Below are 24,805 nucleotides of genomic sequence, written 5' to 3' on the forward strand. Positions count from 1 at the left end.
ACGACCATGCAAGTCCTGCCCATCCGGAAAGTCCGCACGCGCGACACGTTGCGCGGCGCACTGAACCTGCGCGCCGAGCCGCGCGATGCCGTCAGCCAGCGCTGCCGGCAATGCGGCTTCATGGCATTCCGCGCCACCGAGCAATGCCCCGTCTGCGGACTCGGGGACTGGCCGTTCGCGCCGCTGCGCGAATCGAGCGAATCGAGCGACCAGAGCAACCGGAGCGACGAAGCGCAGGCCGCTCCTCCGCACGACGCGCTCCCCGTCCCGACATGGTCGTCGCGCATCGGCGCCGCGGTGCGCAGCGCGGCGATCCGGCGGCCGAGCGCGTCGAGCGCGCCGCTGCTGAGCATCCTGACCCTCGTGCTGCTGGTCGGCGGCTATGTGACGTTCGACCGGACGTGCAAGGCCGACCCGGTCTGCCGCGGCCAGGGCGCGCCGGCGCCAGCGGCAAACGACGCCAGTCTGCATGCGGCCGACGCCCAGACGTTGCCGGTCGTGCCCGCGCCCGTCTATGCATTTCATCCGGCCGACCACCCGGCGCTCGACACCGACCGGCTTGCCGCCGCCGACCGGCTGGACGCAACCGATCGAGCAGGCTATGCCGGCACGAGCCGGCACATGACCGGACGCACGGCAACCACGGTCGCGCGGCACGCACCGGCGGTGCGCGCGCGCAGCGGTACTCGCGTCGTCAACTGGAAAGGCGGCGCTACCGCGACGCGACACGCGCACGCGATCCGCCGCGTGAGCCTGCATACGCGCCACGGTCGGCGCGCGACGGCAAGCGCGACCCAAGTGGCCATGGTCTATCGCGCGCACTGAGCGCCGGGCGCGCCGGAATTCGGCGCGATCGCGGCCGCGATGCTGTCGTACGGGATCGCCGCATACGACTCGAAGCGCAAGCCGGCGAGCGTCCGGCCGTTCGTGTCGGCGTTCGGCAGCCGGTTGGTCGCGGCGATCGGTCTCGTGCCGCACGCCATATCGCAGCAATCGCGGGCCGCAGCGATCAGGGTTCGCCTGCGCCGGCAGCGCCCGCCCACAGCAAAAACGGGCGGCACCGTTTCCGGTACCGCCCGTTTCATGTTCCGCCCGTTCGTGCGTCAGGCCGCCAGCAAGCCGTGCGGATCGATCACGAATTTGCGCGGCGCGCCGCCGTCGAACTTCTTGTAGCCTTCCGGCGCCTGATCGAGCGAGATCACCTCGACGTTGACGATCTTCGCGATCGGCAGACGGTCGAACAGGATGGCCTGCATCAGGTTGCGGTTGTACTTCAGCACCGGCGTCTGGCCCGTGAAGAACGAATGCGACTTCGCCCAGCCGAGGCCGAAGCGGATGCTCAGGCTGCCGTGCTGCGCGGCCTTGTCCTTCGCGCCCGGATCGTCCGTCACGTACAGGCCCGGAATGCCGATCGCGCCGGCAGGACGCGTGATTTCCATCAGCGAGTTCAGCACCGTCGCGGGCGCTTCCTCCGAATGGCCCGACGAACCGTGGCCGTGCGCCTCGAAGCCGACGCAGTCGACCGCGCAGTCGATCTCCGGCACGCCGAGGATCTGCTCGATCTGCTCGCCGAGCGACGCGTCCTTCGACAGGTCGACCGTCTCGAAGCCCATCGCCCGCGCGTGCGCGAGGCGTTCCGCGTTCATGTCGCCGACGATCGTGACCGCCGCGCCGAGCAGGCGCGCCGATGCGGCCGCCGCCATCCCGACCGGGCCCGCGCCCGCGATGTAGACCGTCGAGCCCGGCTTCACGCCCGCGCTCACCGCGCCGTGATAACCGGTCGGCAGAATGTCGGACAGGCAGGTCAGGTCGCGGATCTTCGCCATCGCCTGGTCGCGGTCCGGGAATTTCAGCAGGTTGAAGTCGGCGTACGGCACGAGCACGTACTCGGCCTGGCCGCCGATCCAGCCGCCCATGTCGACGTAGCCGTATGCGCCGCCGGCTCGCGACGGATTCACGTTCAGGCACACGCCCGTATGCGTGTCCTTGCACATCGCGCAGCGGCCGCACGCGACGTTGAAGGGCACCGACACGAGATCGCCGATCTTCAGCGTCTCGACGTCGCGGCCCACCTCGACCACTTCGCCCGTGATCTCGTGACCGAGCACGAGGCCGATCGGCGCGGTCGTGCGGCCGCGCACCATGTGCTGGTCGGAACCGCAGATGTTCGTGCTGACCACTTTCAGGATCACGCCGTGGCCGATCGCGCGGCCGGTCGGATCGACCATCTTCGGATAATCGATCTTCTGAACTTCGACCTTGCCCGGCCCAAGATAGACGACACCTCGATTGCTGCTCATCGTATTGTCTCCATGTCTCGTTGGATGGCGCTGCTGTGCGCCGGCAGATGCGGTGCTACGCAACGTGCTGTTCGAGAGTAGTCCCGGAGGTGGGGGCGTCGATGTCTCAAACGCGACACGCGTTTGATCGGTGCCGACATCGGTGGCGGAAATGCGAAAGTCGGGCCGGAAAAGGGGTTCGGGGTGGGGGCTGCAGGAGATGCAGGCCGCGAGGCCGCCGGAGCCGCCGATCGGCGCGAACGACCCGCCAATGCGTGCGTTGGTCGGGTGCGTTGGTCGGGTGCGTTGATTGGTACCTTGATCGGGGCCTTGATCGTGCCTTGATCGTGCCTTGATCGGGGCCTTGATCCGGGGGCGCCGATCGGGTGCCCTATTGGGGCGCGTTGGTCGGATGCACCGGTCACCCGCCCCCGCCATCTGTCACCCGGATTGGTTCGTGCGTTTTCTGCGTGCGTCGGCGTCGGAAACTCACCCGCCCTGATTCTCGCGGACGATCGCGGCAGCAGCCGCTTCCGCGTCGCTTGCGACACCGTCGTGCATGCGCGTGCTGACGGCCGGCGTCGGCGGTTCGCTGTCGAGCGCATGGCCGTCGCGGTTACGCGTATCGACCGTCGCGCGCATCGACAGCCCGACCCGCAGCGGATGCGCGGCCAGATCGCGGGGATCGAGCGCGATCACGACCGGCACGCGCTGCACGACCTTGATCCAGTTGCCGGCCGCGTTCTGCGACGGCAGCATCGAGAACGCGCTGCCGGTGCCGGCCGAGAAGCCCTGCACGCGACCGCGATAGACGACGCGCGACCCGTACAGGTCCGACACCACGTCGACCGGCTGGCCGACGCGCATGTGGCGGATCTGCCCTTCCTTGAAATTCGCCTCGATCCACAGCCGGTTCAACTGCACGATCGACATCAGCGGCACGCCGGGCCCGACTTGCTGGCCCGCCTGCACCGAACGCTGGCCGACCGTGCCGTCGACCGGCGCGACGATCGTCGTGCGCTTCAGGTTCCGGTACGCGAGCTTGAACTGCGCGGCGGCCTGCACGACGGCCGGGCTCTCGTCGACCGGCAGCTTGCTGCCGAGCGCGCGTGCGGCGTCGAGCTGCGCCTGCGCGGCCGCGAGGTTCGCCTGTGCGCCGGCGACGGCCGCGCGGGCGCGCGCCAGCTCCTCCGGCGCGACGATCTCGACCGACGCGCCCGAACGCGCGGCAAGCGCGCGCTGCGCGAGCGACAGGTCTGCCTGGCGCGCGTTCACGGCTGCCACGTACATCGTGTTCGAGATCTTTGCGTTCGCGACCTGCCGCACGGCCTGCGCGAGTTGCGCCTTCGCCTGCGCGAACGCGACGGACGCTTCCGTATCGTCGAGCCGCACGAGCGTCTGCCCGGCACGCACGGGCTGCGTATCGGCGACCAGTACGTCGGTCACGGCGCCCGGAATCTGTGCGGCGACCTGCACGATGCTGCCGGCGACGTACGCGTCGTCGGTATCCTCGTAATAGCGGTCGCGTAGCAGCCAGAACGCGATCCAGACGAGCGCGGCGAGCATCACGATCGCGAAGAACAGCATGAAGCGCTTGCGACGCGTCGCGCGGCGCGCGTCGAGTGCCGGGTCGTTCAGGGCGGCCGGCTGCGCCGCGGTGTGAAGGTTGTCGTGGTGCATCAGTCGCTTTGCGTAACGATCAGGCGGTCATGCTGGAACAGGGGGAGCGCGGACGCGCGCGTGTCGGCGGCGACGGTGGGGGGCGCGTGGCGCGAGCCGACGCCGAGGCTCGTGTTCGTGTTCGTGTTCGTGTTCGTGCTCGTGCTCGTGCTCGTGCTCGTGTTCGTTCTCGTGTTCGTGTTCGTGCTGGTATTTGCGCTGGTGCTCGTGTTCGCGCTGGTACTCATACTCACGGCATCGGCAGCCGGACTACGCGGCGCGACCGACACCGCCGGCGGATCGATCCGCGCGGCACGCGGCGCGGCGCCGCTACCTGCCGCGGCCGCGCGCCGCGCTTGCGCGCTGCTGTCCGCCGAGCTACCGCGGGCAGCGGCGTTCACCGTCGCGCCGCGTTTCGTCCGCGCGCCTTGCGCGGTACGCGCCGCGGGCATCGCCGCACCCGCAGTCGTTGCGCTCGCATCGAACCCGCCGCCGAGCGCACCGACCAGCCCGACGCGCAGCGTCCGCTGCCGCCCGAGCAGCGCGATCAGCTGCGCACGCTCGTCGATCAGCGTGAGGTCCGCGACATCGACATCCTTCTGCATCAACACGCCGCGCCGATGGCGATCGGCCGCGATCTGCACGATCTTCTGCGCGGCGGCGACGGCATCCTGCTGCTGCACGACGAGCGTCTGCGCGGTCTGCAGCGACGTGACGATTTGCGCGACCTGCCCGAGCGCGTCGTCGACGGTCTTGTTGTACAGCCCGATCGCGACGTCGGCCTGCGCGACGTCCGCGCCGAGCTTCGCCTTCAGCCGGCCGCGATCGAACACCGGCAGCGAGATCGCCGGGCCGACGGAGCCGGCGAGCGAATCGCGCGAGAACAGCGACGCGGGTGTCAGCGCGAACACGCCGCCGAGCGCGACGAGGTTCACGTCCGGATAGAACTGCGCTCGCGTCGAATCGGCATTCGCGAACGCGGCTTCGACGCGCAACCGCGCGGCGACGATGTCGGGCCGGCGGCCGAGCAGATCGGCCGGCAGCCGCGCGGGCAGCGCGCCGCCGGGGAATGCGCCGACGCGCGGCCGCTGCAACGCGAGCCCGCGCTCCGGCCCGCGGCCGGACAGCACGCCCAGCTGCAATTGCGCGAGCTTGATCTGCTCGTCGTTCAGCGCGATCTGTGCGAGCAGGCGGCTGCGCTTGATCGACGCGTCGCTCGCGTCGTACGCATTGTCGAGGCCGCGCGCGGTGCGCTCGCGCAGCACGGCCGTCACGCGCTGGCTGATCTTCAGCTTCTGCTGCAGCAGATCGCGCACCGCGTACGCCTCATCGAGCTGGCAATACACGGTGACGATCGCGACCGCGAGCGTGAGCCGCACCTGCTCGGCCTCGACACCGGCCGCGTCGCGCAGCGACATCAGGCTCTTCGTCGCCGCGCGGTTCTTGCCCCACAGGTCGAGCTGGTAGTTCAGCCCGACGAACACCGACGACGGCGACACGACCGGATCGCCGAAGATCTCGACCGGCACGCGATAACCGCCCGCCGTCACGTCGGCGATGTCGCCCGGCTTCGGCATCCGCGCGCGGCTGACCGTCGCGCCGGCCGTGCCGGTCAAGCCCGTCAGCGAATCGAACTGCTGAAGCTGCGACTGCGCGATCCGCAGCCGCGCCTGCGCGACCTGCAGATCCGGATTGTTCTGCGATGCCTCCACGACCAGTTCGTCGAGCTGCGGATCCTGCAGCTGCTTCACCCAGTCGGGCGCGGGCCATGCGCCATCCGCGCCGGGCCCCGCGGTGCGAGCGAGCGCGTCGCCGGCCGGTGCGCGCAGCGACAGCGACGGCAGGAACCCCGACGGCACGCAGCCGCCCAGCGCCAGCAGCGCGGCGGCCGCGACGATCGCCCAGCCACCCTGCCCGCGCCGCGCCGGCCGAGCAGCTCGCGCCGCTTTCATGATGCGTTCCATCGCCGCCCTCACCCCCGCTGGACGCGCCGCGCGCGTGCGGCGAGACGCGGCCGCGTGCGCTCGAGCGGACCGAGCCGCCCGAACAGGCCGTCGGCGATGCCGAACGCGATGCCCGCGAGCTTGGCGCGCTTGTCGCGCTCGACGAGCGCGATCTGCACGACCTGCCACACGGTCAGCAGGTTCGGCACGATCGCCACCGGAAAGCGCAACCCGTACTGCATCCCGAGCTGCACCGCATTGCGTGCGCTGTAGTAGCGCCGTTGCCACGAGTGATTCATCGACGTCATTTCGAAAGGGCCGAACGCGTGCCGCTGCTTCGCGCCGATCCGGTGCGGCAGCACCAGCGACGGCACGACGTAGAGCGGCACGTTGCGCGCAAGCGCGCGGAAGCTGTACTCGGTATCGACGTGATCGATGAACAGCGTCTCGTCGAAGCGGCCGAGCACGTCGAACGCGGCGCGCGACACGACGCAGCCCGACGAGATCAGGAACGCGCAGCGCTGCGGCGGCGCGTCGGGCGCGAGATGCAGCCGGCGCAACGCGATCCCGTCGGTCGCGAGTTCGGGCAGGAAGCTGCGCGCGTTCTCGTCGAAGATGCGCGGGCCGGCCAGGAACGCGCGCCCCGCGAGCCCCGTGCAGGCGTCGCGCATCGTCGCGAAGTAACCGGCCGGCACCGACGAATCCTGGTCGAACAGCGCGACCGCGTCGACGTCGTCGCGAAACAGCGCCGCGAGCCCCGCGTTGTAGGCGCCCGCGATGCCGCCGCGATTGCCGTGATGCAGCAGCGCGATGCCGTCGCGCGCGCACACCTCGCGAGCGCGCGCATCGGGCTGCGGCGTGTTGTCGACGACCAGCAGCGCGTCGCACGCGTGCCGCCACGCGCCGAGCGCCGCGAGCTGCGCGTCGCTCGGGTGGTACAGGATCACGAGTGCGCCGAGTGTCGTCATGTCGCTCTCCTCAATGTCCGAACGAAGCGGCCGCGCCGCGCTTCGGCCGCGTGAGCCACATCATCGCGGCGAGCACGAGGCAGGTCATGCTCGCCATCCAGAACATGTCGCCCGTCGCCATCATGTACGCCTGCTGCATCACGACCTGATGCAGCGTGGACAGCTCGCGCACGCCGTCCACGCCCATCGCGTTCAGCGTGTGCACGAAGCGCTGCGTGTTCGCCGACGCGTGCGTGACCGATTGCGACACGACGTCGTAGTGATAGGTCGCGCGGTTGTCCCACAGCGTCACGCTCATCGCGGTGCCGAATGCGGCGGACAACGTGCGCAGGAAGTTCGACAGGCTCGACGCGGCCGCGAGCCGGTCGTCCGGGATGCGCGACAGCGTCGCGGCCGTCAGCGGAATGAAGAAACACGGCAGCCCGATTCCCTGGATCAACCCGGGCGCGGCGATCTGCGCGAACGTCATCTTCAGCGTGAAATGCGCGTCCCATGCGAGCACGGCCGCAAATATCAGGAATCCGAACGTCGCAAGCACACGCGCGTCGAAGCGATGCGCGTGCAGGCCGACGAGAATCGAGAACACGAGCGCGAGCACGCCGAGCGACGCGGTGGCGAGCCCCGCGTGGAACGCGTTGTAGCCCATCACCGCCTGCATCCACAGCGGGAACACGACGCCCACCACCGAGAAGCTCATCATCCCGAGCGAGATGATCAGCACGCAGAACGAGAACGTGCGGTCGCGAAACAGGCTGAGGTCGACGACCGGATGCGCGTCGCCGGCTTCCCAGATCAGCAGCGACACGATCGCGAGCGCCGCGACCACCGCGAGCGTGACGATCAGCGGCGAATCGAACCAGCCCTTGTCATGGCCGAGATCGAGCATCGCCTGCAGCGAACCGACGCCGATCACGAGCAGCACGATGCCCGGCACGTCGATTGGGCCGGCCGCGCCGCGCTGCGCGTCGGGGCGCAGCATCGCGGTGCAGACGGCGAACGAGAACAGCCCGATCGGCAAATTGATCAGGAAGATCCACGGCCACGAGAAGCTGTCGACGATCCAGCCGCCGACCACCGGCCCGAAGATCGGCGCGAGCAGCACCGTCATCGCCCACAGCGCGAGCGCGACCGTGCGCTTGTCCGGCGGGAACGTGCGCAGCAGGATCGTCTGCGACAGCGGCACCATCGGCCCCGAGCACAGCCCCTGCAGCGCGCGGCAGACCACCAGCACGTGCAGGTCGCGCGCGAGCCCGCACAGCAGCGACGTCAGCGTGAACAGCAGCACCGCGCCGACGAACAGCCGCAGCTCGCCGACGCGCCGCGCGAGCCAGCCGGTCAGCGGCACCGCGATCGCGGCCGCGACCGAATACGAGCTGATCACCCACGTGCCCTGGCTATTCGACACGCCGAGACTGCCGGAAATCGCCGGCACCGCGACGTTCGTCACGGTCGAGTCGAGCACTTCGATGAAGGTGGCGAGCGACAGCGCGAACGTCAGCAGCGCGAGCCGCGCACCGCGCACCGGCCGCGCGGCGGCTGCGGGTTCGCGTGCATCGACGGCGGCGGGCGCGTCCTGAAGCGGCGCTGCGGTACTCATGCGCCCGCCGTCGCGAGGTAGGCCTGCACCCGCGCGCGTCCGTGGTTCGGTGCGAAGCGCTCGATGAAATCGGCGGCGCGCTCGCAGCCGTCCGGCGCCGCATCGATCAGCGCACGCGTGCGTTCCGCATGCACCGCGAATTCCGGCTCGTCCAGCACGCGTGCGAGCGCCGCACCGAGACGCGCGCCGTCGACGGGACCGTCGATGCGCACGCCGGCGCCGCTCGCCGCGACGCGCTGCGCATTGTCGAACTGGTCGTGCGCGAACGGCGTCACGACCTGCGGGATCCCGGCTTCGAACGCGAGCGCCGCGGTGCCGATTCCGCCGTGATGCACGAGCGCGCGGCAACGCGGCAGCAGCGCGCGCATCGGCACGAAGCGGCGCACCAGCAGCCGGTCGCCGTCCGGTGCCGCATCGTGCGGGCTCAGCAGGATGCCGCGCGCGCCGGTGGCATGCAGCGCGTCCGCGACCGCGCGCGCATACGCGGCGTGATCGACCCGTGTCGACCCGGCCGTGAACATGACGGGCGGCTCACCGGCCGCGAGGAACGCGTCGAGCGCGCGATCGTCGTCGGGCGTCGCGATGTCGTTGAACAGCGGAAAACCGCTTTGCAGATGACCGGCCGGCCAGTCGCGCTGCGCCGGTGCGAACCAGTCGGGAAACAGGCACAGCACGCCGTCGGTCGAATGCAGCCAGCGGCCGAGCACGCGCCGCGCGGGCGCGAGCCCGAGCTCGCGGCGCACCGCGTTGAGCGCCGGCCCGCACACGCGGTCGAGCACCTGCCGCTCGATCAGCGTCATCAGCGCCGCCTTCACCGGCAGCGGCCAGCGCGCGGGAATGGTCAGGCGCGGATGCGTCGGCGGCACGTGCGCGGACAGCAGCGTCGACGGCGACACCTGCACCGACACGTACGGCGTGCCGTGCAGCTCCTGCATGAAGCGCGCGGAAAATGCCCACAACGTGCCGACCAGCACGGTGTCGCGATCGGTCAGCGCGCGCAGCGCGTCGTAGTGCGGACGCAGCACGGGCGCGATCACCTGCCACAGCGTGCGAAACGACGTGCGCGGATCCCACAGCGCCGGGTTCGCCATCGCGGCCTCGTACTCGGCCGCGGTGCCGACCGGCACGAACGTGAAGCCGCAGCGGCGCGCGGCCGCCTCGAACGGCGGATGCGTGCAGAACACGACGTCGTGGCCACGCGTCGCGAGCGCGCGCGCGACGCCGAGCAGCGGATGCACGTCGCCCGCCGAGCCGATCGCGGTCACGATCACCTTCGCCATCGCGCGCCTCGCGGGAGTCAGTAGAAGCCGGGGATCAGCGCCGCGACCTCGCGGCGATACTGCGTGTACGCCGGCCCGAAATGGCCGGTCAGCCAGCTCTCTTCGACACGCACCTTGTACGCGAGCGACGCGAACACGAGCGCGACGCCGAGCGCGCCGCGCCACTCGCCGCCGATCAGCGCGGCGCCGACCAGCGCGATCAGGCAGCCGGTGTAGATCGGATGACGCACGAGGCCGTACGGGCCCGTGCGAACGAGTTCGTGGTTTTCCTTCAGCGTGACCGACACGCTCCAGTTCGTGCCGAGATGCAGCCGCGCCCACACGGAGAACAGCAGCCCCGCGACGAGCACCGCGAGCCCGCATTGCGCCTGCAGGCCGAAGCGCTGCCAGTCGGGCACGAGCGCCTGCCACGACGGATCGGGCAGGATGATCAGCGCGCCGCCGACGATCAGCGGAATCGACTGCAGCGTGCGCGAGCGCGACGCCTCCTTGCGCACGGTCGTCTTCACGGCCTGCGACGTCGCGATCCAGTAGGCGAGCCAGATGGCCCACGGAGCGACGATGGCGATGGTCTGAACGATATTCACGGCTGGCCTGCCTCGTGTGGATGAGAATTCGGATGTATCCGGTGCGCGACGTGCTGCGTTACGACGACAGCGCCGGCATCGGCGCGGACACGCACGCATGCGCGGCGCCGAGCGCGATGCCCGCGGCAACGGGCGGCGCGTCGCAGAAGTAGTCGAGCAGCGCCGCCCGCGTGGCTTCGCGCTGCGCGCGGCCTTCGATGTCGAGGAAATGGCCGGCGTCGGGAATCGTCGCGAAGCGTGCGCGCGGCACGTGCGCGGCCAGTTGGCGAACGTCGGCCGGCGTCGTGTATTCGTCGCGCTCGCCGTTCAGGAACAGCAGCTCGCAGCCGATGTTCGAGAACTCGCTCAGGTAGCGCTCCGGCTGCAGCGACAGGATCTGGTCGACGTGGAACGCGACCTGGTCCTGCTCGTCGCGCGGCAGCCGCGTCAGATACCGGTAGTTGTACAGCTTCATGATGCGCGGCAGGTAGCGGCCGACCGTATCGTTCAGCAGCTGCGCGGCCTTCAGGTTCTCGCCGGCCGCGATGTGGTCGCGGGCACGCGTCACGTAGTCGACCATCGCGTCGTTCAGGAACGGCGAGAACGAGCAGATCGCCGCGCGCCGCACGCTCGGGCAGCCGCGCGCGAGCGCGAACAGCGACGCGACGCCGCCCCACGATACCGACACGAGAAACGCGGGCGCGAAACGCTCGACCAGATGCTGGAGGATCGCGGCCTCGTCGTCCTTGGTCAGGATGAAGCAGCCGGGGTTGTGCTGGCGCGACTGCCCCGCGTACGGCAGGTCGAAGCAGATCGTGTTCATCCGCTCGCCGAGATACTGGACGGTCTGCCCGAACGAGGCGGTCGTCGCGAGCGCGCCGTTGACGAGCATCGCCGTGTCGAACGACGGATCGAACACGTTCCGTTCGACGTAGACCTTCAGACCATTCGGTAGCGGGACCACGTATTTTTCGGTCGGCATCGTCGTTCTCCGGTGGATGCGGCGTCTCGGCGTCGCGGCATGCTGCAGGTGCGCAATGGCGGGCGCCGGCCCTGTCGCGGTCGTTGGCCGCGCCCATTGCCGACGCACCGCGGGAATAACCCGCGGCGCCGATTCATTCCTTGTGGTGCGGCGCCATACTAATACGGGCAATATTACTTACTCAAGTCATTCCAACGATCCCCTCTACTCCACCTGGAAATACGCCAGATTCGAATATTTTTGGCATTTTTTATGGTATGCGGAATCGATCAGAAGGTGGCGGCAATCGTTTGCGAGCGAGCCTTAAATCAATGGCACAACCAAATCATTTCCTTTAAATTCAAATAGATAAAATGTTTTAATCGATCGATTGAAGCGAGTTTTCAGAAATTTCCGTTAGCGGCGCCGGGCAATCGAATTTCCGGATTTACGAGAATTTCACATAGCTCGACATTCTTTCGTTAAGTAATAAATCGAATCCGGAAACATTCGCGGCCATTGCACCGTCTTTACTGAAACCGTTTTAAACAAACTTCAAATTATTTAACCACCTTTCAATCTGTTTTTCCGCACGTGCACAATCGCGGCGGCATCGTCGGCTTGGTTCCTCCACCCTTCCATCTACCGTCGGACCCCGATTTTTTATTGATTGAACGGTCAATAAAAAACCGCTAAGCTCTCGACTTCCAGGAACGGCCCGTCCGGGCGAAGGAGTCGCAATGCCGAAAGTCGGAATGCGGGAGATTCGTCGCGCGCAGTTGATCGACGCGACGCTGCGCTCGATCGACGAAGCCGGCCTGCCCGGCACGACGCTCGCCTCGGTCGCGCAGCGCGCGAACATCTCGACGGGGATCGTCAGCCACTACTTCGGCGACAAGGACGGCCTGCTCGAAGCCACGATGCGGCACGTGCTGCGCGATCTGTGGGCGGCCACCACGCGCCGCCGCGTCGCCGCCCGCAAGGACCCGCGCTCCCGGCTGCGCGCGATCGCCGCCGCGAACTTCGACGTCACGCAGGTCAGCACGCCCGTGATGAAGACCTGGCTCGCGTTCTGGTCGCAGAGCATGCACGACGCGATGCTCAAGCGCCTGCAGCACGTGAACACGCGGCGCCTCCATTCGAACCTGTGCGCGGAATTCGCCAAGGCGCTGCCGCGCGCGAAAGCACGGGAAGCCGCCAGCGGCCTCGCCGCGCTGATCGACGGCCTGTGGCTGCGCGGCGCGCTCGCCGGCGGCCCGATCGACACCCGGGCTGCACTGAAGCTCACCCACGATTACATCGACCTGCTGCTCGCGTCCGACTGACGCGTCGCGCACTCGCCCTCAAGGAGATCCTCATGTCCGTATACGGTTTGCAGCGCCTCTACATCGGCGGCGGTTACGTCGACGCCACCAGCGGCAAGACTTTCGACACCTTCGATCCCGCCACCGGCGAACTGCTCGCGCAGGTGCAGCAGGCGAGCGCGGCCGACGTCGACCGCGCGGTCGCATCGGCGCAGGAAGGCCAGCGCGAATGGGCCGCGATGACCGCGATGCAGCGCTCGCGCATCCTCCGGCGCGCGGTCGACCTGCTGCGCGAACGCAACGACGAACTCGCGGCGATCGAGACGCGCGACACCGGCAAGCCGATCGGCGAGACGCTCGCGGTCGACATCGTCACCGGCGCGGACGTGATCGAGTACTACGCGGGCCTCGCGACCGCGATCGAAGGGCTGCAGGTGCCGCTGCGCGCCGAGTCGTTCGTCTATACGCGCCGCGAGCCGCTCGGCGTGTGCGCGGGCATCGGCGCATGGAACTACCCGATCCAGATCGCCTGCTGGAAGACCGCACCCGCGCTCGCGGCCGGCAACGCGATGGTGTTCAAGCCGAGCGAGGTCACGCCGCTCACCGCGCTGAAGCTCGCGGAAATCTATACGGAAGCCGGCGTGCCGGCCGGCGTGTTCAACGTCGTGCAGGGCGACGGTTCGGTCGGCGCGCTGCTGACCGGCCATCCGGACATCGCGAAGGTGTCGTTTACCGGCGGCGTCGAGACCGGCAAGAAGGTGATGTCGCTGGCCGGCGCATCGTCGCTGAAGGAAGTGACGATGGAGCTCGGCGGCAAGTCGCCGCTGATCGTGTTCGAGGATGCCGACCTCGACCGCGCCGCCGACATCGCGGTCACCGCCAACTTCTTCAGCTCGGGCCAGGTCTGCACCAACGGCACGCGCGTGTTCGTGCACGGCTCGGTGAAGGACGCGTTCACGCAGAAGGTGCTCGAACGCGTGAAGCGCATCCGCGTCGGCAAGCCGACCGATGCCGACACCAACTTCGGCCCGCTCGTGTCGGCCGCGCAGCTCGACAAGGTGCTCGGCTTCATCGAGAGCGGCAAGGCCGAAGGCGCGAAGCTGCTCGCGGGCGGCACGCGCCTGACCGACGGCCACTTCGGCAACGGCCAGTACGTCGCGCCGACCGTGTTCGGCGACTGCCGCGACGACATGAAGATCGTGCGCGAGGAGATTTTCGGGCCGGTGATGAGCATCCTCGAATTCGCATCGGAAGACGAAGTGATCGCCCGCGCGAACGACACGCACTACGGCCTCGCGGCCGGCGTCGTGACCGAGAACCTGTCGCGCGCGCACCGCACGATCCACCGCCTCGAAGCCGGCATCTGCTGGATCAACACGTGGGGCGAATCGCCGGCCGAGATGCCGGTTGGCGGATACAAGCAATCCGGTGTCGGACGCGAGAACGGCATCACGACGCTCGAACACTACACTCGAATCAAGTCGGTACAGGTCGAGCTCGGCCGTTACAACCCGGTGTTTTGAGAACGAGAGGAGATTCCCCGTCATGACGACACGCGAATACGACTACATCATCTGCGGCGCGGGCTCCGCGGGCAACGTGCTCGCGACGCGCCTGACGGAAGATCCGAATGTCACGGTGCTGCTGCTCGAAGCGGGCGGCCCCGACTACCGCTTCGACTTCCGTACGCAGATGCCGGCGGCGCTCGCCTATCCGCTGCAGGGCCGTCGCTACAACTGGGCCTACGAGACCGACCCCGAGCCGCACATGGACAACCGCCGGATGGAATGCGGCCGCGGCAAGGGGCTCGGCGGCTCGTCGCTGATCAACGGGATGTGCTACATCCGCGGCAACGCGCTCGACTACGACAACTGGTCGACGCACAAGGGGCTCGAGAACTGGACCTATCTCGACTGCCTGCCGTACTTCAAGAAGGCCGAGACGCGCGACGTCGGCCCGAACGATTACCACGGCGGCGACGGCCCCGTGTCGGTCACGACCAGCAAGCCGGGCGTGAATCCGCTGTTCGAGGCGATGGTCGATGCGGGCGTGCAGGCCGGTTATCCGCGCACCGACGACCTGAACGGTTATCAGCAGGAAGGGTTCGGCCCGATGGACCGCACCGTCACGCCGAAGGGCCGTCGCGCGAGCACCGCGCGCGGCTATCTCGACCAGGCGCGCGCGCGGCCGAACCTCGAGATCGTCACGCACGCGCTCGCCGATCGCATCCTGTTCGACGGCAAGCGCGCATCGGGGGTCACGTACCTGCGCGGCAGCGAGCGCGCGACCGCGCATGCGCGCCGCGAAGTGCTCGTGTGCAGCGGCGCGATCGCATCGCCGCAACTGCTGCAGCGCTCGGGCGTCGGCCCCGGCGCGTGGCTGAAGGAACTCGACATCCCCGTCGTGCTCGACCTGCCCGGCGTCGGCCAGAACCTGCAGGATCACCTGGAGATGTACATCCAGTACGAGTGCAAGGAGCCGGTGTCGCTGTATCCGGCGCTCAAGTGGTGGAACCAGCCGAAGATCGGCCTCGAATGGATGCTGAACGGCACCGGCCTCGGCGCGACCAACCACTTCGAGGCGGGCGGCTTCATCCGCACGCGCGACGACGACCTGTGGCCGAACATCCAGTATCACTTCCTGCCCGTCGCGATCAACTACAACGGCTCGAACGCGATCGAGATGCACGGTTTCCAGGCGCACGTCGGTTCGATGCGTTCGCCGAGCCGCGGCCGCGTGAAGCTGCGCTCGCGCGACCCGAACGATCATCCGAGCATCCTGTTCAACTACATGGCCGAAGCGCTCGACTGGCGCGAGTTCCGCGATGCGATCCGCGCGACGCGCGAGATCATGCGGCAGCCCGCGCTCGACCGCTATCGCGGCCGCGAGCTGAACCCGGGCGCCGATTGCAAGACCGACAAGGAACTCGACGCGTTCGTGCGGGCCCGCGCTGAAACCGCGTTCCATCCGTCGTGCTCGTGCAAAATGGGTTACGACGACATGGCCGTGGTCGACGAGGAAGGCCGCGTGCACGGGCTCGACGGGCTGCGCGTGGTCGACGCGTCGATCATGCCGATCATCACGACCGGCAACCTGAACGCGCCGACGATCATGATTGCAGAGAAGATCGCCGACAAGATCCGCGGACGCAAGCCGCTCGCGCGTGTCGACGTGCCTTACTTCGTCGCGAACGGCGCGATGGCGCGCAATGTCGCGAAGGCGGTTCGGCAGCCGGAAACGGCATAACCGCGCAAGCGCCCTCCCCGGGCGCAGCAGCAACCTGCACGGCTCGCGGCGTTCTCGCCGCGAGCCGTTTTTCATTTCATCGGGCGCGCTCGGCGCCCGTATTGAACCGCGTGGTCGCAGCCGCCCTCGGCCGCACGCGTTTCGCGCGCACGATCGGATTCGATCGCGACGTCAGGCTCATCGCGCCGCGCAAGCGATCGAACGCGACATTCTCCGTCGGTCCGAAGCGGCCGACCGCCGGCCACGCGAGCGCTTCATCGAGCCACGTCTGCCACGCGTCGCCGTGAAAGCGCCGCGCGAATTCGCGCACGATGCCCGGCGCCGCGATCACGATGCCCGCCAGCAGGTAATACGCCCAGAAACTGCCCGCGCCGACGAGCCGGTCGAGACGGCATACGGACACCGCCGCGAACAGACCGTCCATCGACGCGAGATCGGTGCGCCGTTCGCGAATCGCGCGCGCAACGAGGTTGTGCCGACCGCCGTACGCAGCGAAGGACACCCCGTTGCCGGCGGCAAGCTCCGCGCAGAACATCACGAGCGCGGCCATCTCGTCGACGCGCGCGGCATCGTCGCGCGGCCCGCAGATGCGCAGCACGATTGCGTCGATGATCGCCCCGGGCCGGGCCGACGGCGCCACGCAGGCCGCCGCGACGGCCGCGCGTCGTTCTCTCAGGTTCTTCGCGGGCGGTGCTTCGCCGTTCGCGGATGGTTCCCGTACTTCGTGCTCGCCGCCATCGTCGCCGCCGGGTTCGACACCGCCGGCAATCCGCTCGAGCGCGGCCCAGCCGTCGTCGGGATCGTCGAAAGCCCATGCATCGACGAAGCCGTGCGCCGACTCGAATACCGCGCGCGATCCGCGGCAGCGTCGCTCGGCATCCGCGAGCTGTGCCGTGTCGGGAACGTGCAGGCACGCGCCGAGCGGATCGCTCGCGTCGCACGCGCAACCGCCGCCGTCCGTTGCAATCCACGGCGCGAGTTCGTGCAGGACGGCGATCGCTTCGCGCGACGGGTTCGCACCGGCTCGCCCGCGGGCCGCGCGCGCCGGCAGGACGGCCGGTGCATCGGCGTCGACCGTCGCCACGCAAACCGCTTCGTTCAGGTGTTCGATCAGGTACTGCAGCCACGCGGCCGTGCGCAGCCGGTCGAGCGTCGCACCGCGGGCATCGCCATACTTCGCTGGGTCGGTAAGCATCGGGGGTCCGCAATGGTTGTCTTGTGTCGGTCGAAGCAGGCGGCACGGTGCGCCGCACCGGCCCCCTGCACGGCCGCCCGCCTCGGATCGCAAGGCAGGCGGCCCGCCGGCCGTCGCGCCGCTACGCGCGACGACGCGGATGCATCGCGAAACCGGAACGCCCGCCCGCGCATTCCTGCACGGCCCTCATTCATCGCGGGCGTCCGGCCTCGATCAGGTGCCGCTTACTGCACGTGGAACTTCGGCGACGTGGCAACCGTGCCGCTGACCGTACAGTCCGGCGTCAGCACCGCGTTGTTGAACGTCAGCGACGAGTTCGGATCGCTCCACGTCGTCACGATCTTGCTCGGCCCGCAGGTACCGAGCAGCGTCACGGTCACCTTCGCGTTGTTGATCGTCAGTTGCGTCGTGCTGTCGGCCTGCCCCGTCCACGGTGCCGCGCTGGTCGCACTGCCGCTGATCAGGCCGCACGTCGCGCCGCCCGCGAACGTCGTCGACGTGATGTTGACGATGCCCGTCGAGCTGATCGTGCCGTTGAACGTCGCGTTGCAGCTCGCGTTGATCGCCCCCTTGGCCAGGACCGTGAGGCCCGTCGCGGAGAACGGCTCCCCGTTCGGGTTCATCGCGTGCCCGTCGACGCGCGAAACGGTCACGGCGAAAGCAGGCGCGGCCGAAACCACGGTGAATGCCACTGCAGCAACAAGCGATACGAGTTTGCGAATGCTCATTTGAACTGCCCCCTCTCTCTTCACAAATGGCGGCACGCCGCCAGGAACGCGACACGCCGGCCGGATTCGCCCGGCCGCGCGGTCGCAGGAAGCCGCCGGCGTGCGCGATGCACGCCGGACGGCTCAGAACCTGTAGGAAACACCGACGAACGTGATCAGCGGGTCCGCCTTCAGCCGAGTGCGCGTGGTCGCGAGCGTCGAGCCGTCGGCGGCCTTGATCACGAGCGACGAGTAGGTCTTCAGCGGCATGTAGGTCAGCGTCGCCGTGAGCCCCCAGTGCTTGTCGATCGCATAGCTCGCGCCGACGTTGTAGACCGGCGTGAACGACGACGACGCCTTGCCCTCCACCGACGTCGGCCCCGGCTTGCTGGCGCCGGCCGCGAGCACGCTGCCGAGGTTCTCGTTGATGTCCTTCGCGAAGTTGCCGTTCAGTTCGATGTTGCTGAACCAGCTGTAGGCCACGCCGATCCCGACGAACGGGCGGAACTTCGCGGTCGGTGCATTGAAGTAGTACTGCAGAATGATCGTCGGGCTCCATTGCCGCGCGTTCTTCACGGCCGGCTGGTTCGCCGGCTTGTCCATGTCGACGCTGCCGAGCGAACCGGCCGGACCCGGCGGCCTGATCACGCCGTGACCGGTCAGCGTGAACTCGGGCGGCACGCCGAGCACCGACGTCACCGCGATGTGGTCGGTGAAGAAATGCGTGAGCGTGAGGCCGACCGTATCGGCGTTGTTGACCGTCAGGCTCGTGCCCGGCGACGTGAACGAACCGGGCAGCCGCAGCGGCCCGTTGATCGGCATGCTCGCGAGATTCGTCGTCAGCCCGTTGGTCGAATCCTGCGGCATGATGTGCAGCCAGCCCAGCGTCGCGACGTTGTCGCCCGCCTGCTGGGCCGATGCGAGCGTCGACACGCCTGCGACGACACCCGCGACAATCAGCTTCTTCATCAAGTCTCCCCTCGTTTCGTCCGGGCACCGCGCCGTTGCGCGCGGCACCGCCGTATCTCCATCCATGCGCGGTTACTGCACGAACGCACCGACCGTGAAGTACGGATTGCGCGTATCGGCCATGTCGAGGAACCCGAACACGCCGCCGGTGAACACGAACTTGCCGGTCGCCGGCCCCGACGCCGCGTCCGCGTGCACGGTCGTCACGACGCCCGGCACCTTCTGCGTGTAGTCGAGGTTCAGCGCGCGCGTGAGCGCGGCCTGCGATGCGTTGAACGGATCGAGCAGCGTCGCCTGCGCACCGACGAGCGCGGTCGCGCGATAGTTGAACGCACTGTCGACGCCCGTGTACTCGCCGTTCTGCGAGCCCTGCGCGATCGCCGCCTGCGGGCTCAGGAGCGAGATGCCCGATTCGTCGTCGGCGCTCGGCGGGCCCTGCGTGAGGTCCGCGTTCGCGGCGCCCGTGCGGATGAAAACCGGCACGAGCTGGTTGCGCAGCTTGCCGACGATCAGGATCCCCTTGCCGGCCTTCGCCGGATCGAGCGCGGCGAGCGTCGGCGCAAGCTGCGGCTGGTAGTTCAGCGACTGGAACGCCGGTGCGTCCGCGCGCAGCGTGAATGGCTGGTTCACGGTCGCGCTCGACGCGAGCGGCTGACCGCCGTTCTTCTTGCCGAAGTTGTCGGTCTCGACATAGCTGCCGTCCGCATGGATCGTCACCTGCTGGTCGAGCGCCACCGGCTGGAAATTCTGCGACGGCACCTGGTGGTAGCCGAGCTGGTTGTACGTGCCGGCGATCTTCGACAGATCGGTTTCGAGCGACGAGAAGCTGATGAACGGGTAGTACGGGAATGTCGTCTTCGGAATCCTGCCGACACCGATCACGCCGTCGAACTGGATCGTCGCGCCGGGAATCGCGCCGCCGAGCACACCTTCGCCGAGGAACAGGCGCGCCGGACGGCTCGGATCGAGGCTCGCGTTCTGCATCCGGAACGTGCACTGGTTCAGCTTCACGGTCGGCAGGCCCGTTTCGTCGACCAGCGTGCCGTCGACGACGTTGGCCGGCGCGGTGTCGCGCGTCGGTTGCACGGTGCCGGTGGCGGTCGGCACCGGCGAGGCGAGGTAGGTCATCCGGTACGTCATCTTCGTCGTGTCGAGCTGCACCTTCACGAGTTCGCCCGAGCCGGAGCCGCCGACGAACACCGTGCCGTAGTCGATGGCCTGCGGGCACAGCCGGACCACCGGTGCGGGCGGCGGGTCGCCATCACCGCCGCAGGCAGCCAGCACGGGCGCGAGCGACGCCGCGGCCATCCAATGCTTCACATTCATAGGATTCCTCTTGAATTTCGATTCGCCGGCGGCGACGCGTGCGCCGCCGGTGTTCCGGGTTCAGTCCGCGGTTACTGGACGAACGCGCCGACCGTAAAGAACGGATTGACCTTGCTGTTGTTGACGACCATCGCGTAGACGTTCCCGGCCGTCACGAGCCAGCCCGTGTCGCCCTTGCCGAAGATCGCCACGTTGCCGTTCGCCCCCTTCGCGTCGAAGTCCTGCGAGGCCGTGACCTTGATCTTGCCGGGCGTCGCCTGCGTGTAGTCGAGCGCGAACTGCGATGTGACCGACGACGTCTGCGGATCGATGAACGCTGCGGTGGCGCCCTGGAACAGCGTCGACGTATAGTTCGCGGCCATCGTCGACACGGCGGTGCCGTCGTTGCAGCTGCCGGCCTGCGCCAGGAAGAAAGTGCCGTCGAAGGTGCCGGGCAGATCCGGATGCGGGACGTTGTTGTTGAAGCTCGGCCCCGACGTCGCGATCGCGAACGTCGCGGTACTGGGTGCCACGACGCCGCATGCGGACGCGCTCGTTGCGCCGATGAACCCGCCTTTCAGCGAATTCGCGCCGACGGCCGTGGTCCGCGACAGCATCGAGATCCCCACCTCGGCATCGGCGACCGATGCCAGCAGGTTGCTCGCGTCGATATGCGTGTAGCCAACGCGAATCACGATCGGCACCAGCACGCCGTTCAGCTTGCCGACGATCATGATGCCCTTCGCCTGACTCGGCGCGACGATGACGATTGCCGAGCCCTGCCCCGCGAACGGATAGATGAGGTTTCCGCCCGCCTTCGCCACCGGGTGGCTCACGAACACGTTGTCGGGCGAACCGTCCGTATTCTTGCGCAACGCCCACGGCGTCCCGGTGGTCTGGCACGAGTAGTCGCTGCCCGCCGTGATGGTGCACGAGCCGTCGGCATTGAACGTCTGGTTCCAGTTGACGACATCGGGTTGCCAGCCGACGGCGCCCGTGCTGCTCTGCGCGCTGCCGCCGACCGGCGACAGGTGGATGCCGAGTTCGTTGTAGTTGCCGGCGACCTTCGAGAAGTCGGTTTCGGTGTCGGTGAAGCCGATGAACGGATAGAAATCGAAGGTGCGCGACGGCACGGTGCCGAGCACGACGCCCGGGAACGGCTCGAGACCGGCGAACGCGATCGTCGCGCCCGGAATCCCGCCGCCGACCACCCCGTTGCCGACGAACAGCATCGGCGGGTCCGCGCGATTGATCGTCACCGCATATGCGCCGTCGCTCGTCGCGCCGCTGTCGAGCACGAACGCGCAGCGGTTCTGCTCGGCGGTCGGCAGATTGGCCGGATGGTGAAACGCGCCGCTGATCGTCAGGCCCGCACGCGTGTCGTTGACCTGCCCCGCCGACGTCGGCACCGACGACTCGATGAACTGCATCTGGTAAGTCAGCTTCGTCGTGTCGAACTTCACCTTCACGTATTCGCCGCTGCCGGCGCCGCCCGTGTAGGTCGTCGTGTAGTCGAGCGAATCCGGACACAGCTTCTTCACGACGGGCGGTGTCGTCTCGGCGCCGCTCGGCCCGCATGCGCTGCCCGAGCACTGCGGCACGTTGATCGGGCCCGGATCGTCGCCGCCGCCGCAACCGGCGACGAACGGCAGCGCCAGCACGGCGCACGACAGGATCGCCTTCCGCCATTCAGGAATGCAAAACATCAACCCCTCCTTTTGAGCTACGACAGGTCTCGTCCGGACGGGCTGCGTGGCCCGCCGGTTGGTATCGCGCCGCCGCGACGGCGCGCGGCGCATGACGATGCGCGCAATGCGCGCCGCGTTGCCGGTCGGGCAAAGGTGATCAGGACCGCCGCGGCAGGCAAGCGCTCTCCGGCGGCGCCGTCATGCGGCACGGCACCGTCGGAGCAATCGAAACGGGAAGTGGAGCGTCGCTACAGCGGCAACGCGATGTGATGACGCAGGCACGCGACTGGCGTCGCGCCCGCATCCGGCGAACAGCAGCAAAACGGCCGTCCGGCCGGCCCCTCGGAAAGGCGTCTCATGGTGTGGTCTCCATACGTACGCTTGATTCGTTATCGTGATGCGTCGTTGGTCGAGACTATGATCGGACGATACGCACAAGTAAATGGATGCAGAGTTCCAAACGCGCCGAACCGCGCACGCCTAGTGCGAGCAGGGCGTTTGACAATTTTTCAAACGGCCTTCATTTTATTTGCTCAGACAAATACCGGGGCTGTACAACGCGCGTTCGAATAAGGGCGGCCGACCCGCGCGAGGCCCGGCGTGCGGGCCTCAGGCGGGCCGCACGCACGAGGGCGCACGCTCACACGTCGATGATCGCAAGCGTGCCGTGGCTGCCCGGCAGCACCGCGTGACGCGTGCCGGCGACCGCGAGATACATCTGTCCGGCCTCGACCACGACCGTCTGCGCGTCGACCTCGAGCATCAGCCTGCCGTCGAGCACCAGCAGGCCCTCGTTGTAATCGTGCACTTCGGCTTCGTACGGCTGCGCGTCCATGCGCAGCACCTTGATCCGGGCCGGGCCGACTTCGCCGACGATCGTGGATTGCCATGCGACGGCCTGGGCCGCCGCGACAGACTTGAAATCGATCAAAGACATGCGCACCGCTCCTGGGACGTGAGAGGAACGCATTATCGCGAGCGCGGCGCACGCCGTCCCGGTACGGCGCGGCGTCGACCGGGCAGCACAGTCGTGCCGGCCGCCAAGCGCTCATGCGAGCGTCATCCGATTGCCCGAAAACCGCGCGCATTGTTCACTCGATACCAATAAAGCGTCGCTTTATTGAGTCAGGCGTGCGCATTTCACGCAAATCCCGCACCGGCATCGCATGTCCTTGCCGTCGAAATGCATTTCCATCTTCCGATTGCTAATATGGCGGTCCTGCGATCCCGCACCACAACGCCGTTCGACATGACGCCCGTTCGCCATGCCGCCCCCGCCCCGCCGCTTCGCTGCGGCGGCTCCGGGCACGCGCGGCGCGCAGCGTCGGGCCGACCGGCCGTGCCATCCGTGAGCATGCAACCGATCCTTTCCGTCTCCGACCTCTCCAAGACATACGCGTCCGGCTTCCAGGCGCTGAAGCACGTGACCCTCGACATCCGCCCCGGCGAGATCTTCGCGCTGCTGGGCCCGAACGGCGCGGGCAAGACCACGCTGATCGGCTCGATCTGCGGCATCGTCACGCCGACCGAAGGCCGCGTGACGGTCGGCGGTCACGACATCCGCGACCAGTACCGCGCCGCCCGCGAAATGATCGGCCTCGTGCCGCAGGAGCTGACCACCGACGCGTTCGAAACCGTCTGGGCGACGGTATCGTTCAGCCGCGGCCTGTTCGGCAAGGCGCCCGATCCCGCGTACATCGAGAAGACGCTGAAGGCGCTGTCGCTGTGGGACAAGCGCGACAACAAGCTGATGACGCTGTCGGGCGGCATGAAGCGCCGCGTGATGATCGCGAAGGCGCTGTCGCACGAGCCGCGCATCCTGTTCCTCGACGAGCCGACGGCCGGCGTCGACGTCGAGCTGCGCCGCGACATGTGGAAGCTGGTCGACTCGCTGCGCGAAAGCGGCGTGACGATCCTGCTGACCACGCACTACATCGAGGAGGCCGAGGAAATGGCCGACCGGATCGGCATCATCCTCGGCGGCGAGCTCGTGCTCGTCGAAGAGAAGCGCGAGCTGATGCGCAAGCTCGGCAAGAAGCAGCTGACCGTGCAGCTCGAGCATCCGCTCGCGACCGTGCCGGCCGATCTCGAAACGTTCGGGCTCGAACGCGCGGACGACGGCAACGCGCTCGTCTACACCTACGACTCGCAGCGCGACGACGCGAGCATCGCGACGCTGATCAACGCGCTCGGCTCGGCCGGCATCGGTTTTCGCGACCTGCATACGACGCAGAGCTCGCTCGAGGACATTTTCGTCAGCCTGATCGACAACCGCCGCAACGGCGCACAAGGGGCGTAACGCACATGGCGAACATGAATTTACATGGCATCCGCGCGATTTACCGCGCCGAAATGGCCCGCACGCGCCGCACGCTGATGCAGAGCATCATCGCGCCGGTGATCTCGACGTCGCTGTACTTCGTCGTGTTCGGCTCGGCGATCGGATCGCGCATCAGCGACGTGAACGGCATCGGCTACGGGTCGTTCATCGTGCCGGGCCTCGTGATGCTGTCGCTGCTGTCGCAGAGCATCTCGAACGCGTCGTTCGGCATCTACTTCCCGCGCTTCACGGGCACGATCTACGAGATCCTGTCCGCGCCCGTGTCGTACTGGGAGATCGTGATCGCCTATGTGGGTGCGGCCGCATCGAAGTCGCTGTTGCTCGGGCTGATCATCCTCGCGACGGCCGGCCTGTTCGTGCCGCTGCACATCCTGCATCCGTTCTGGATGGTGCTGTTCCTCGTGCTGACGTCGATCACCTTCAGCCTGTTCGGCTTCGTGATCGGCATCTGGGCCGACAGCTTCGAGAAGCTGCAGCTCGTGCCGCTCCTGATCATCACGCCGCTCACGTTCCTCGGCGGCAGCTTCTATTCGGTCGACATGCTGCCGCCCGCGTGGCGCATCGTCACGCTGTTCAACCCGATCGTCTATCTGATCAGCGGCTTCCGCTGGTCGTTCTACGGGCTGGCCGACGTGCACGTGGGAATCAGCCTCGCGGCGACCTCGCTGTTCCTCGCGATCCTGCTTGCAGTCGTCGCGTGGATGTTCCGCACCGGCTACAAGCTGAAAAACTGACGCGGCTCGGCCGCGGGGGCGCCGCGGTTCGCGGATCCGCGGCCGCGCTGCTAGACTGGATCG

The 24,805-nt window shown here is 68.0% G+C and carries 20 protein-coding genes; 6 read left to right on the forward strand and 14 right to left on the reverse strand.

What is annotated here, in order from left to right:
- Positions 1–6 precede the first annotated feature (6 nt).
- Positions 7–825: a hypothetical protein gene (locus PL79_RS09535; RefSeq protein WP_044844367.1), complete on the forward strand. Its 819-nt coding sequence runs from the start codon at positions 7–9 to the stop codon at positions 823–825.
- Between the two features lie 278 nt (positions 826–1,103).
- Here the strand turns inward: PL79_RS09535 and fdhA are convergent, their stop codons facing one another.
- The 8 genes from fdhA to PL79_RS09580 form a co-directional block, all read right to left on the reverse strand.
- On the reverse strand, positions 1,104–2,300 hold the full coding sequence (gene fdhA, locus PL79_RS09545; RefSeq protein WP_044844368.1) for a formaldehyde dehydrogenase, glutathione-independent: 1,197 nt from the start codon (positions 2,298–2,300) through the stop codon (positions 1,104–1,106).
- A 468-nt stretch (positions 2,301–2,768) separates the two neighbouring features.
- Complete coding sequence (locus PL79_RS09550; protein ID WP_044844369.1) at positions 2,769–3,959, reverse strand: HlyD family secretion protein; 1,191 nt, start codon at positions 3,957–3,959, stop codon at positions 2,769–2,771.
- Positions 3,959–5,902 carry an efflux transporter outer membrane subunit gene (locus PL79_RS09555; RefSeq protein WP_044844370.1) on the reverse strand — a complete coding sequence of 648 codons (1,944 nt, stop codon included), beginning with the start codon at positions 5,900–5,902 and terminating at the stop codon, positions 3,959–3,961. The genes PL79_RS09550 and PL79_RS09555 overlap by 1 nt, the downstream gene beginning before the upstream one ends.
- An 8-nt stretch (positions 5,903–5,910) precedes the next feature.
- Positions 5,911–6,849: a glycosyltransferase family 2 protein gene (locus tag PL79_RS09560; RefSeq protein ID WP_044844371.1), complete on the reverse strand. Its 939-nt coding sequence runs from the start codon at positions 6,847–6,849 to the stop codon at positions 5,911–5,913.
- Between the two features lie 10 nt (positions 6,850–6,859).
- Positions 6,860–8,446: a DHA2 family efflux MFS transporter permease subunit gene (locus tag PL79_RS09565; protein ID WP_044844372.1), complete on the reverse strand. Its 1,587-nt coding sequence runs from the start codon at positions 8,444–8,446 to the stop codon at positions 6,860–6,862.
- Positions 8,443–9,726, reverse strand: coding sequence for a glycosyltransferase (locus PL79_RS09570; protein WP_044844373.1), 1,284 nt, complete (start codon positions 9,724–9,726; stop codon positions 8,443–8,445). Before PL79_RS09570 ends, PL79_RS09565 begins: the two co-directional genes overlap by 4 nt.
- 17 nt (positions 9,727–9,743) lie before the next feature.
- A complete protein-coding gene (locus PL79_RS09575) occupies positions 9,744–10,313 on the reverse strand; it encodes a methyltransferase family protein (protein WP_044844374.1) in 570 nt (189 codons plus the stop codon).
- 58 nt (positions 10,314–10,371) lie between these two features.
- Positions 10,372–11,274 (reverse strand): alpha/beta fold hydrolase, encoded by a 903-nt coding sequence (locus tag PL79_RS09580; RefSeq protein ID WP_044844375.1) that lies wholly within the window; start codon positions 11,272–11,274, stop codon positions 10,372–10,374.
- 719 nt (positions 11,275–11,993) lie between these two features.
- On the opposite strand from PL79_RS09580, the gene betI reads away from it, so the two are divergent.
- From betI to betA, 3 genes are read left to right on the forward strand one after another with little or no spacing between them, the layout of a single operon-like run.
- On the forward strand, positions 11,994–12,578 hold the full coding sequence (betI, locus tag PL79_RS09585) for a transcriptional regulator BetI (protein ID WP_044844376.1): 585 nt from the start codon (positions 11,994–11,996) through the stop codon (positions 12,576–12,578).
- Between the two features lie 32 nt (positions 12,579–12,610).
- The gene (betB, locus tag PL79_RS09590) at positions 12,611–14,080 is read left to right on the forward strand and encodes a betaine-aldehyde dehydrogenase (protein ID WP_044844377.1); all 1,470 of its coding nucleotides are present in this window, start codon (positions 12,611–12,613) and stop codon (positions 14,078–14,080) included.
- 22 nt (positions 14,081–14,102) lie between these two features.
- Positions 14,103–15,803, forward strand: a complete 1,701-nt coding sequence (gene betA, locus PL79_RS09595; protein ID WP_044844378.1) for a choline dehydrogenase — start codon at positions 14,103–14,105, stop codon at positions 15,801–15,803.
- 76 nt (positions 15,804–15,879) lie between these two features.
- Here the strand turns inward: betA and PL79_RS09600 are convergent, their stop codons facing one another.
- The 6 genes from PL79_RS09600 to PL79_RS09625 all read right to left on the reverse strand — a co-directional run bounded on the left by PL79_RS09600 (position 15,880) and on the right by PL79_RS09625 (position 22,604).
- Positions 15,880–16,998, reverse strand: a complete 1,119-nt coding sequence (locus tag PL79_RS09600; protein WP_044844379.1) for a hypothetical protein — start codon at positions 16,996–16,998, stop codon at positions 15,880–15,882.
- A 224-nt stretch (positions 16,999–17,222) separates the two neighbouring features.
- Positions 17,223–17,726, reverse strand: a complete 504-nt coding sequence (locus tag PL79_RS09605) for a hypothetical protein (protein ID WP_044844380.1) — start codon at positions 17,724–17,726, stop codon at positions 17,223–17,225.
- Between the two features lie 123 nt (positions 17,727–17,849).
- Positions 17,850–18,674, reverse strand: a complete 825-nt coding sequence (locus PL79_RS09610; RefSeq protein WP_044844381.1) for an OmpW/AlkL family protein — start codon at positions 18,672–18,674, stop codon at positions 17,850–17,852.
- A 72-nt stretch (positions 18,675–18,746) separates the two neighbouring features.
- Positions 18,747–20,000: a DUF2957 domain-containing protein gene (locus PL79_RS09615; protein ID WP_044844382.1), complete on the reverse strand. Its 1,254-nt coding sequence runs from the start codon at positions 19,998–20,000 to the stop codon at positions 18,747–18,749.
- A 71-nt stretch (positions 20,001–20,071) separates the two neighbouring features.
- Entirely contained in the window at positions 20,072–21,685 is a 1,614-nt protein-coding gene (locus PL79_RS09620; protein ID WP_044844383.1) for a DUF2957 domain-containing protein, read from the reverse strand.
- A gap of 622 nt (positions 21,686–22,307) precedes the next feature.
- Positions 22,308–22,604: a cupin domain-containing protein gene (locus PL79_RS09625; RefSeq protein WP_044844384.1), complete on the reverse strand. Its 297-nt coding sequence runs from the start codon at positions 22,602–22,604 to the stop codon at positions 22,308–22,310.
- 417 nt (positions 22,605–23,021) lie between these two features.
- Between PL79_RS09625 and PL79_RS09635 the strand changes: the two genes are divergently transcribed.
- On the forward strand, positions 23,022–23,966 hold the full coding sequence (locus tag PL79_RS09635) for an ABC transporter ATP-binding protein (RefSeq protein ID WP_044844385.1): 945 nt from the start codon (positions 23,022–23,024) through the stop codon (positions 23,964–23,966).
- A gap of 5 nt (positions 23,967–23,971) precedes the next feature.
- Positions 23,972–24,742: an ABC transporter permease gene (locus tag PL79_RS09640; protein ID WP_044844386.1), complete on the forward strand. Its 771-nt coding sequence runs from the start codon at positions 23,972–23,974 to the stop codon at positions 24,740–24,742.
- Positions 24,743–24,805 lie beyond the last annotated feature (63 nt).

The organism is Burkholderia sp. USMB20 (assembly GCF_000949135.2).
Lineage (GTDB): Bacteria > Pseudomonadota > Gammaproteobacteria > Burkholderiales > Burkholderiaceae > Burkholderia.

Bases quoted from the DNA above. Each gene is read 5' to 3' on its own strand.
- PL79_RS09535 (WP_044844367.1), top strand. From the start codon at position 7: ATGCAAGTCCTGCCCATCCGGAAAGTCCGCACGCGCGACACGTTGCGC.
- fdhA (WP_044844368.1), bottom strand. From the start codon at position 2,300: ATGAGCAGCAATCGAGGTGTCGTCTATCTTGGGCCGGGCAAGGTCGAA.
- PL79_RS09550 (WP_044844369.1), bottom strand. From the start codon at position 3,959: ATGCACCACGACAACCTTCACACCGCGGCGCAGCCGGCCGCCCTGAAC.
- PL79_RS09555 (WP_044844370.1), bottom strand. From the start codon at position 5,902: ATGGAACGCATCATGAAAGCGGCGCGAGCTGCTCGGCCGGCGCGGCGC.
- PL79_RS09560 (WP_044844371.1), bottom strand. From the start codon at position 6,849: ATGACGACACTCGGCGCACTCGTGATCCTGTACCACCCGAGCGACGCG.
- PL79_RS09565 (WP_044844372.1), bottom strand. From the start codon at position 8,446: ATGAGTACCGCAGCGCCGCTTCAGGACGCGCCCGCCGCCGTCGATGCA.
- PL79_RS09570 (WP_044844373.1), bottom strand. From the start codon at position 9,726: ATGGCGAAGGTGATCGTGACCGCGATCGGCTCGGCGGGCGACGTGCAT.
- PL79_RS09580 (WP_044844375.1), bottom strand. From the start codon at position 11,274: ATGCCGACCGAAAAATACGTGGTCCCGCTACCGAATGGTCTGAAGGTC.
- betI (WP_044844376.1), top strand. From the start codon at position 11,994: ATGCCGAAAGTCGGAATGCGGGAGATTCGTCGCGCGCAGTTGATCGAC.
- betB (WP_044844377.1), top strand. From the start codon at position 12,611: ATGTCCGTATACGGTTTGCAGCGCCTCTACATCGGCGGCGGTTACGTC.
- betA (WP_044844378.1), top strand. From the start codon at position 14,103: ATGACGACACGCGAATACGACTACATCATCTGCGGCGCGGGCTCCGCG.
- PL79_RS09600 (WP_044844379.1), bottom strand. From the start codon at position 16,998: ATGCTTACCGACCCAGCGAAGTATGGCGATGCCCGCGGTGCGACGCTC.
- PL79_RS09605 (WP_044844380.1), bottom strand. From the start codon at position 17,726: ATGAGCATTCGCAAACTCGTATCGCTTGTTGCTGCAGTGGCATTCACC.
- PL79_RS09610 (WP_044844381.1), bottom strand. From the start codon at position 18,674: ATGAAGAAGCTGATTGTCGCGGGTGTCGTCGCAGGCGTGTCGACGCTC.
- PL79_RS09615 (WP_044844382.1), bottom strand. From the start codon at position 20,000: ATGAATGTGAAGCATTGGATGGCCGCGGCGTCGCTCGCGCCCGTGCTG.
- PL79_RS09620 (WP_044844383.1), bottom strand. From the start codon at position 21,685: ATGTTTTGCATTCCTGAATGGCGGAAGGCGATCCTGTCGTGCGCCGTG.
- PL79_RS09625 (WP_044844384.1), bottom strand. From the start codon at position 22,604: ATGTCTTTGATCGATTTCAAGTCTGTCGCGGCGGCCCAGGCCGTCGCA.
- PL79_RS09635 (WP_044844385.1), top strand. From the start codon at position 23,022: ATGCAACCGATCCTTTCCGTCTCCGACCTCTCCAAGACATACGCGTCC.
- PL79_RS09640 (WP_044844386.1), top strand. From the start codon at position 23,972: ATGGCGAACATGAATTTACATGGCATCCGCGCGATTTACCGCGCCGAA.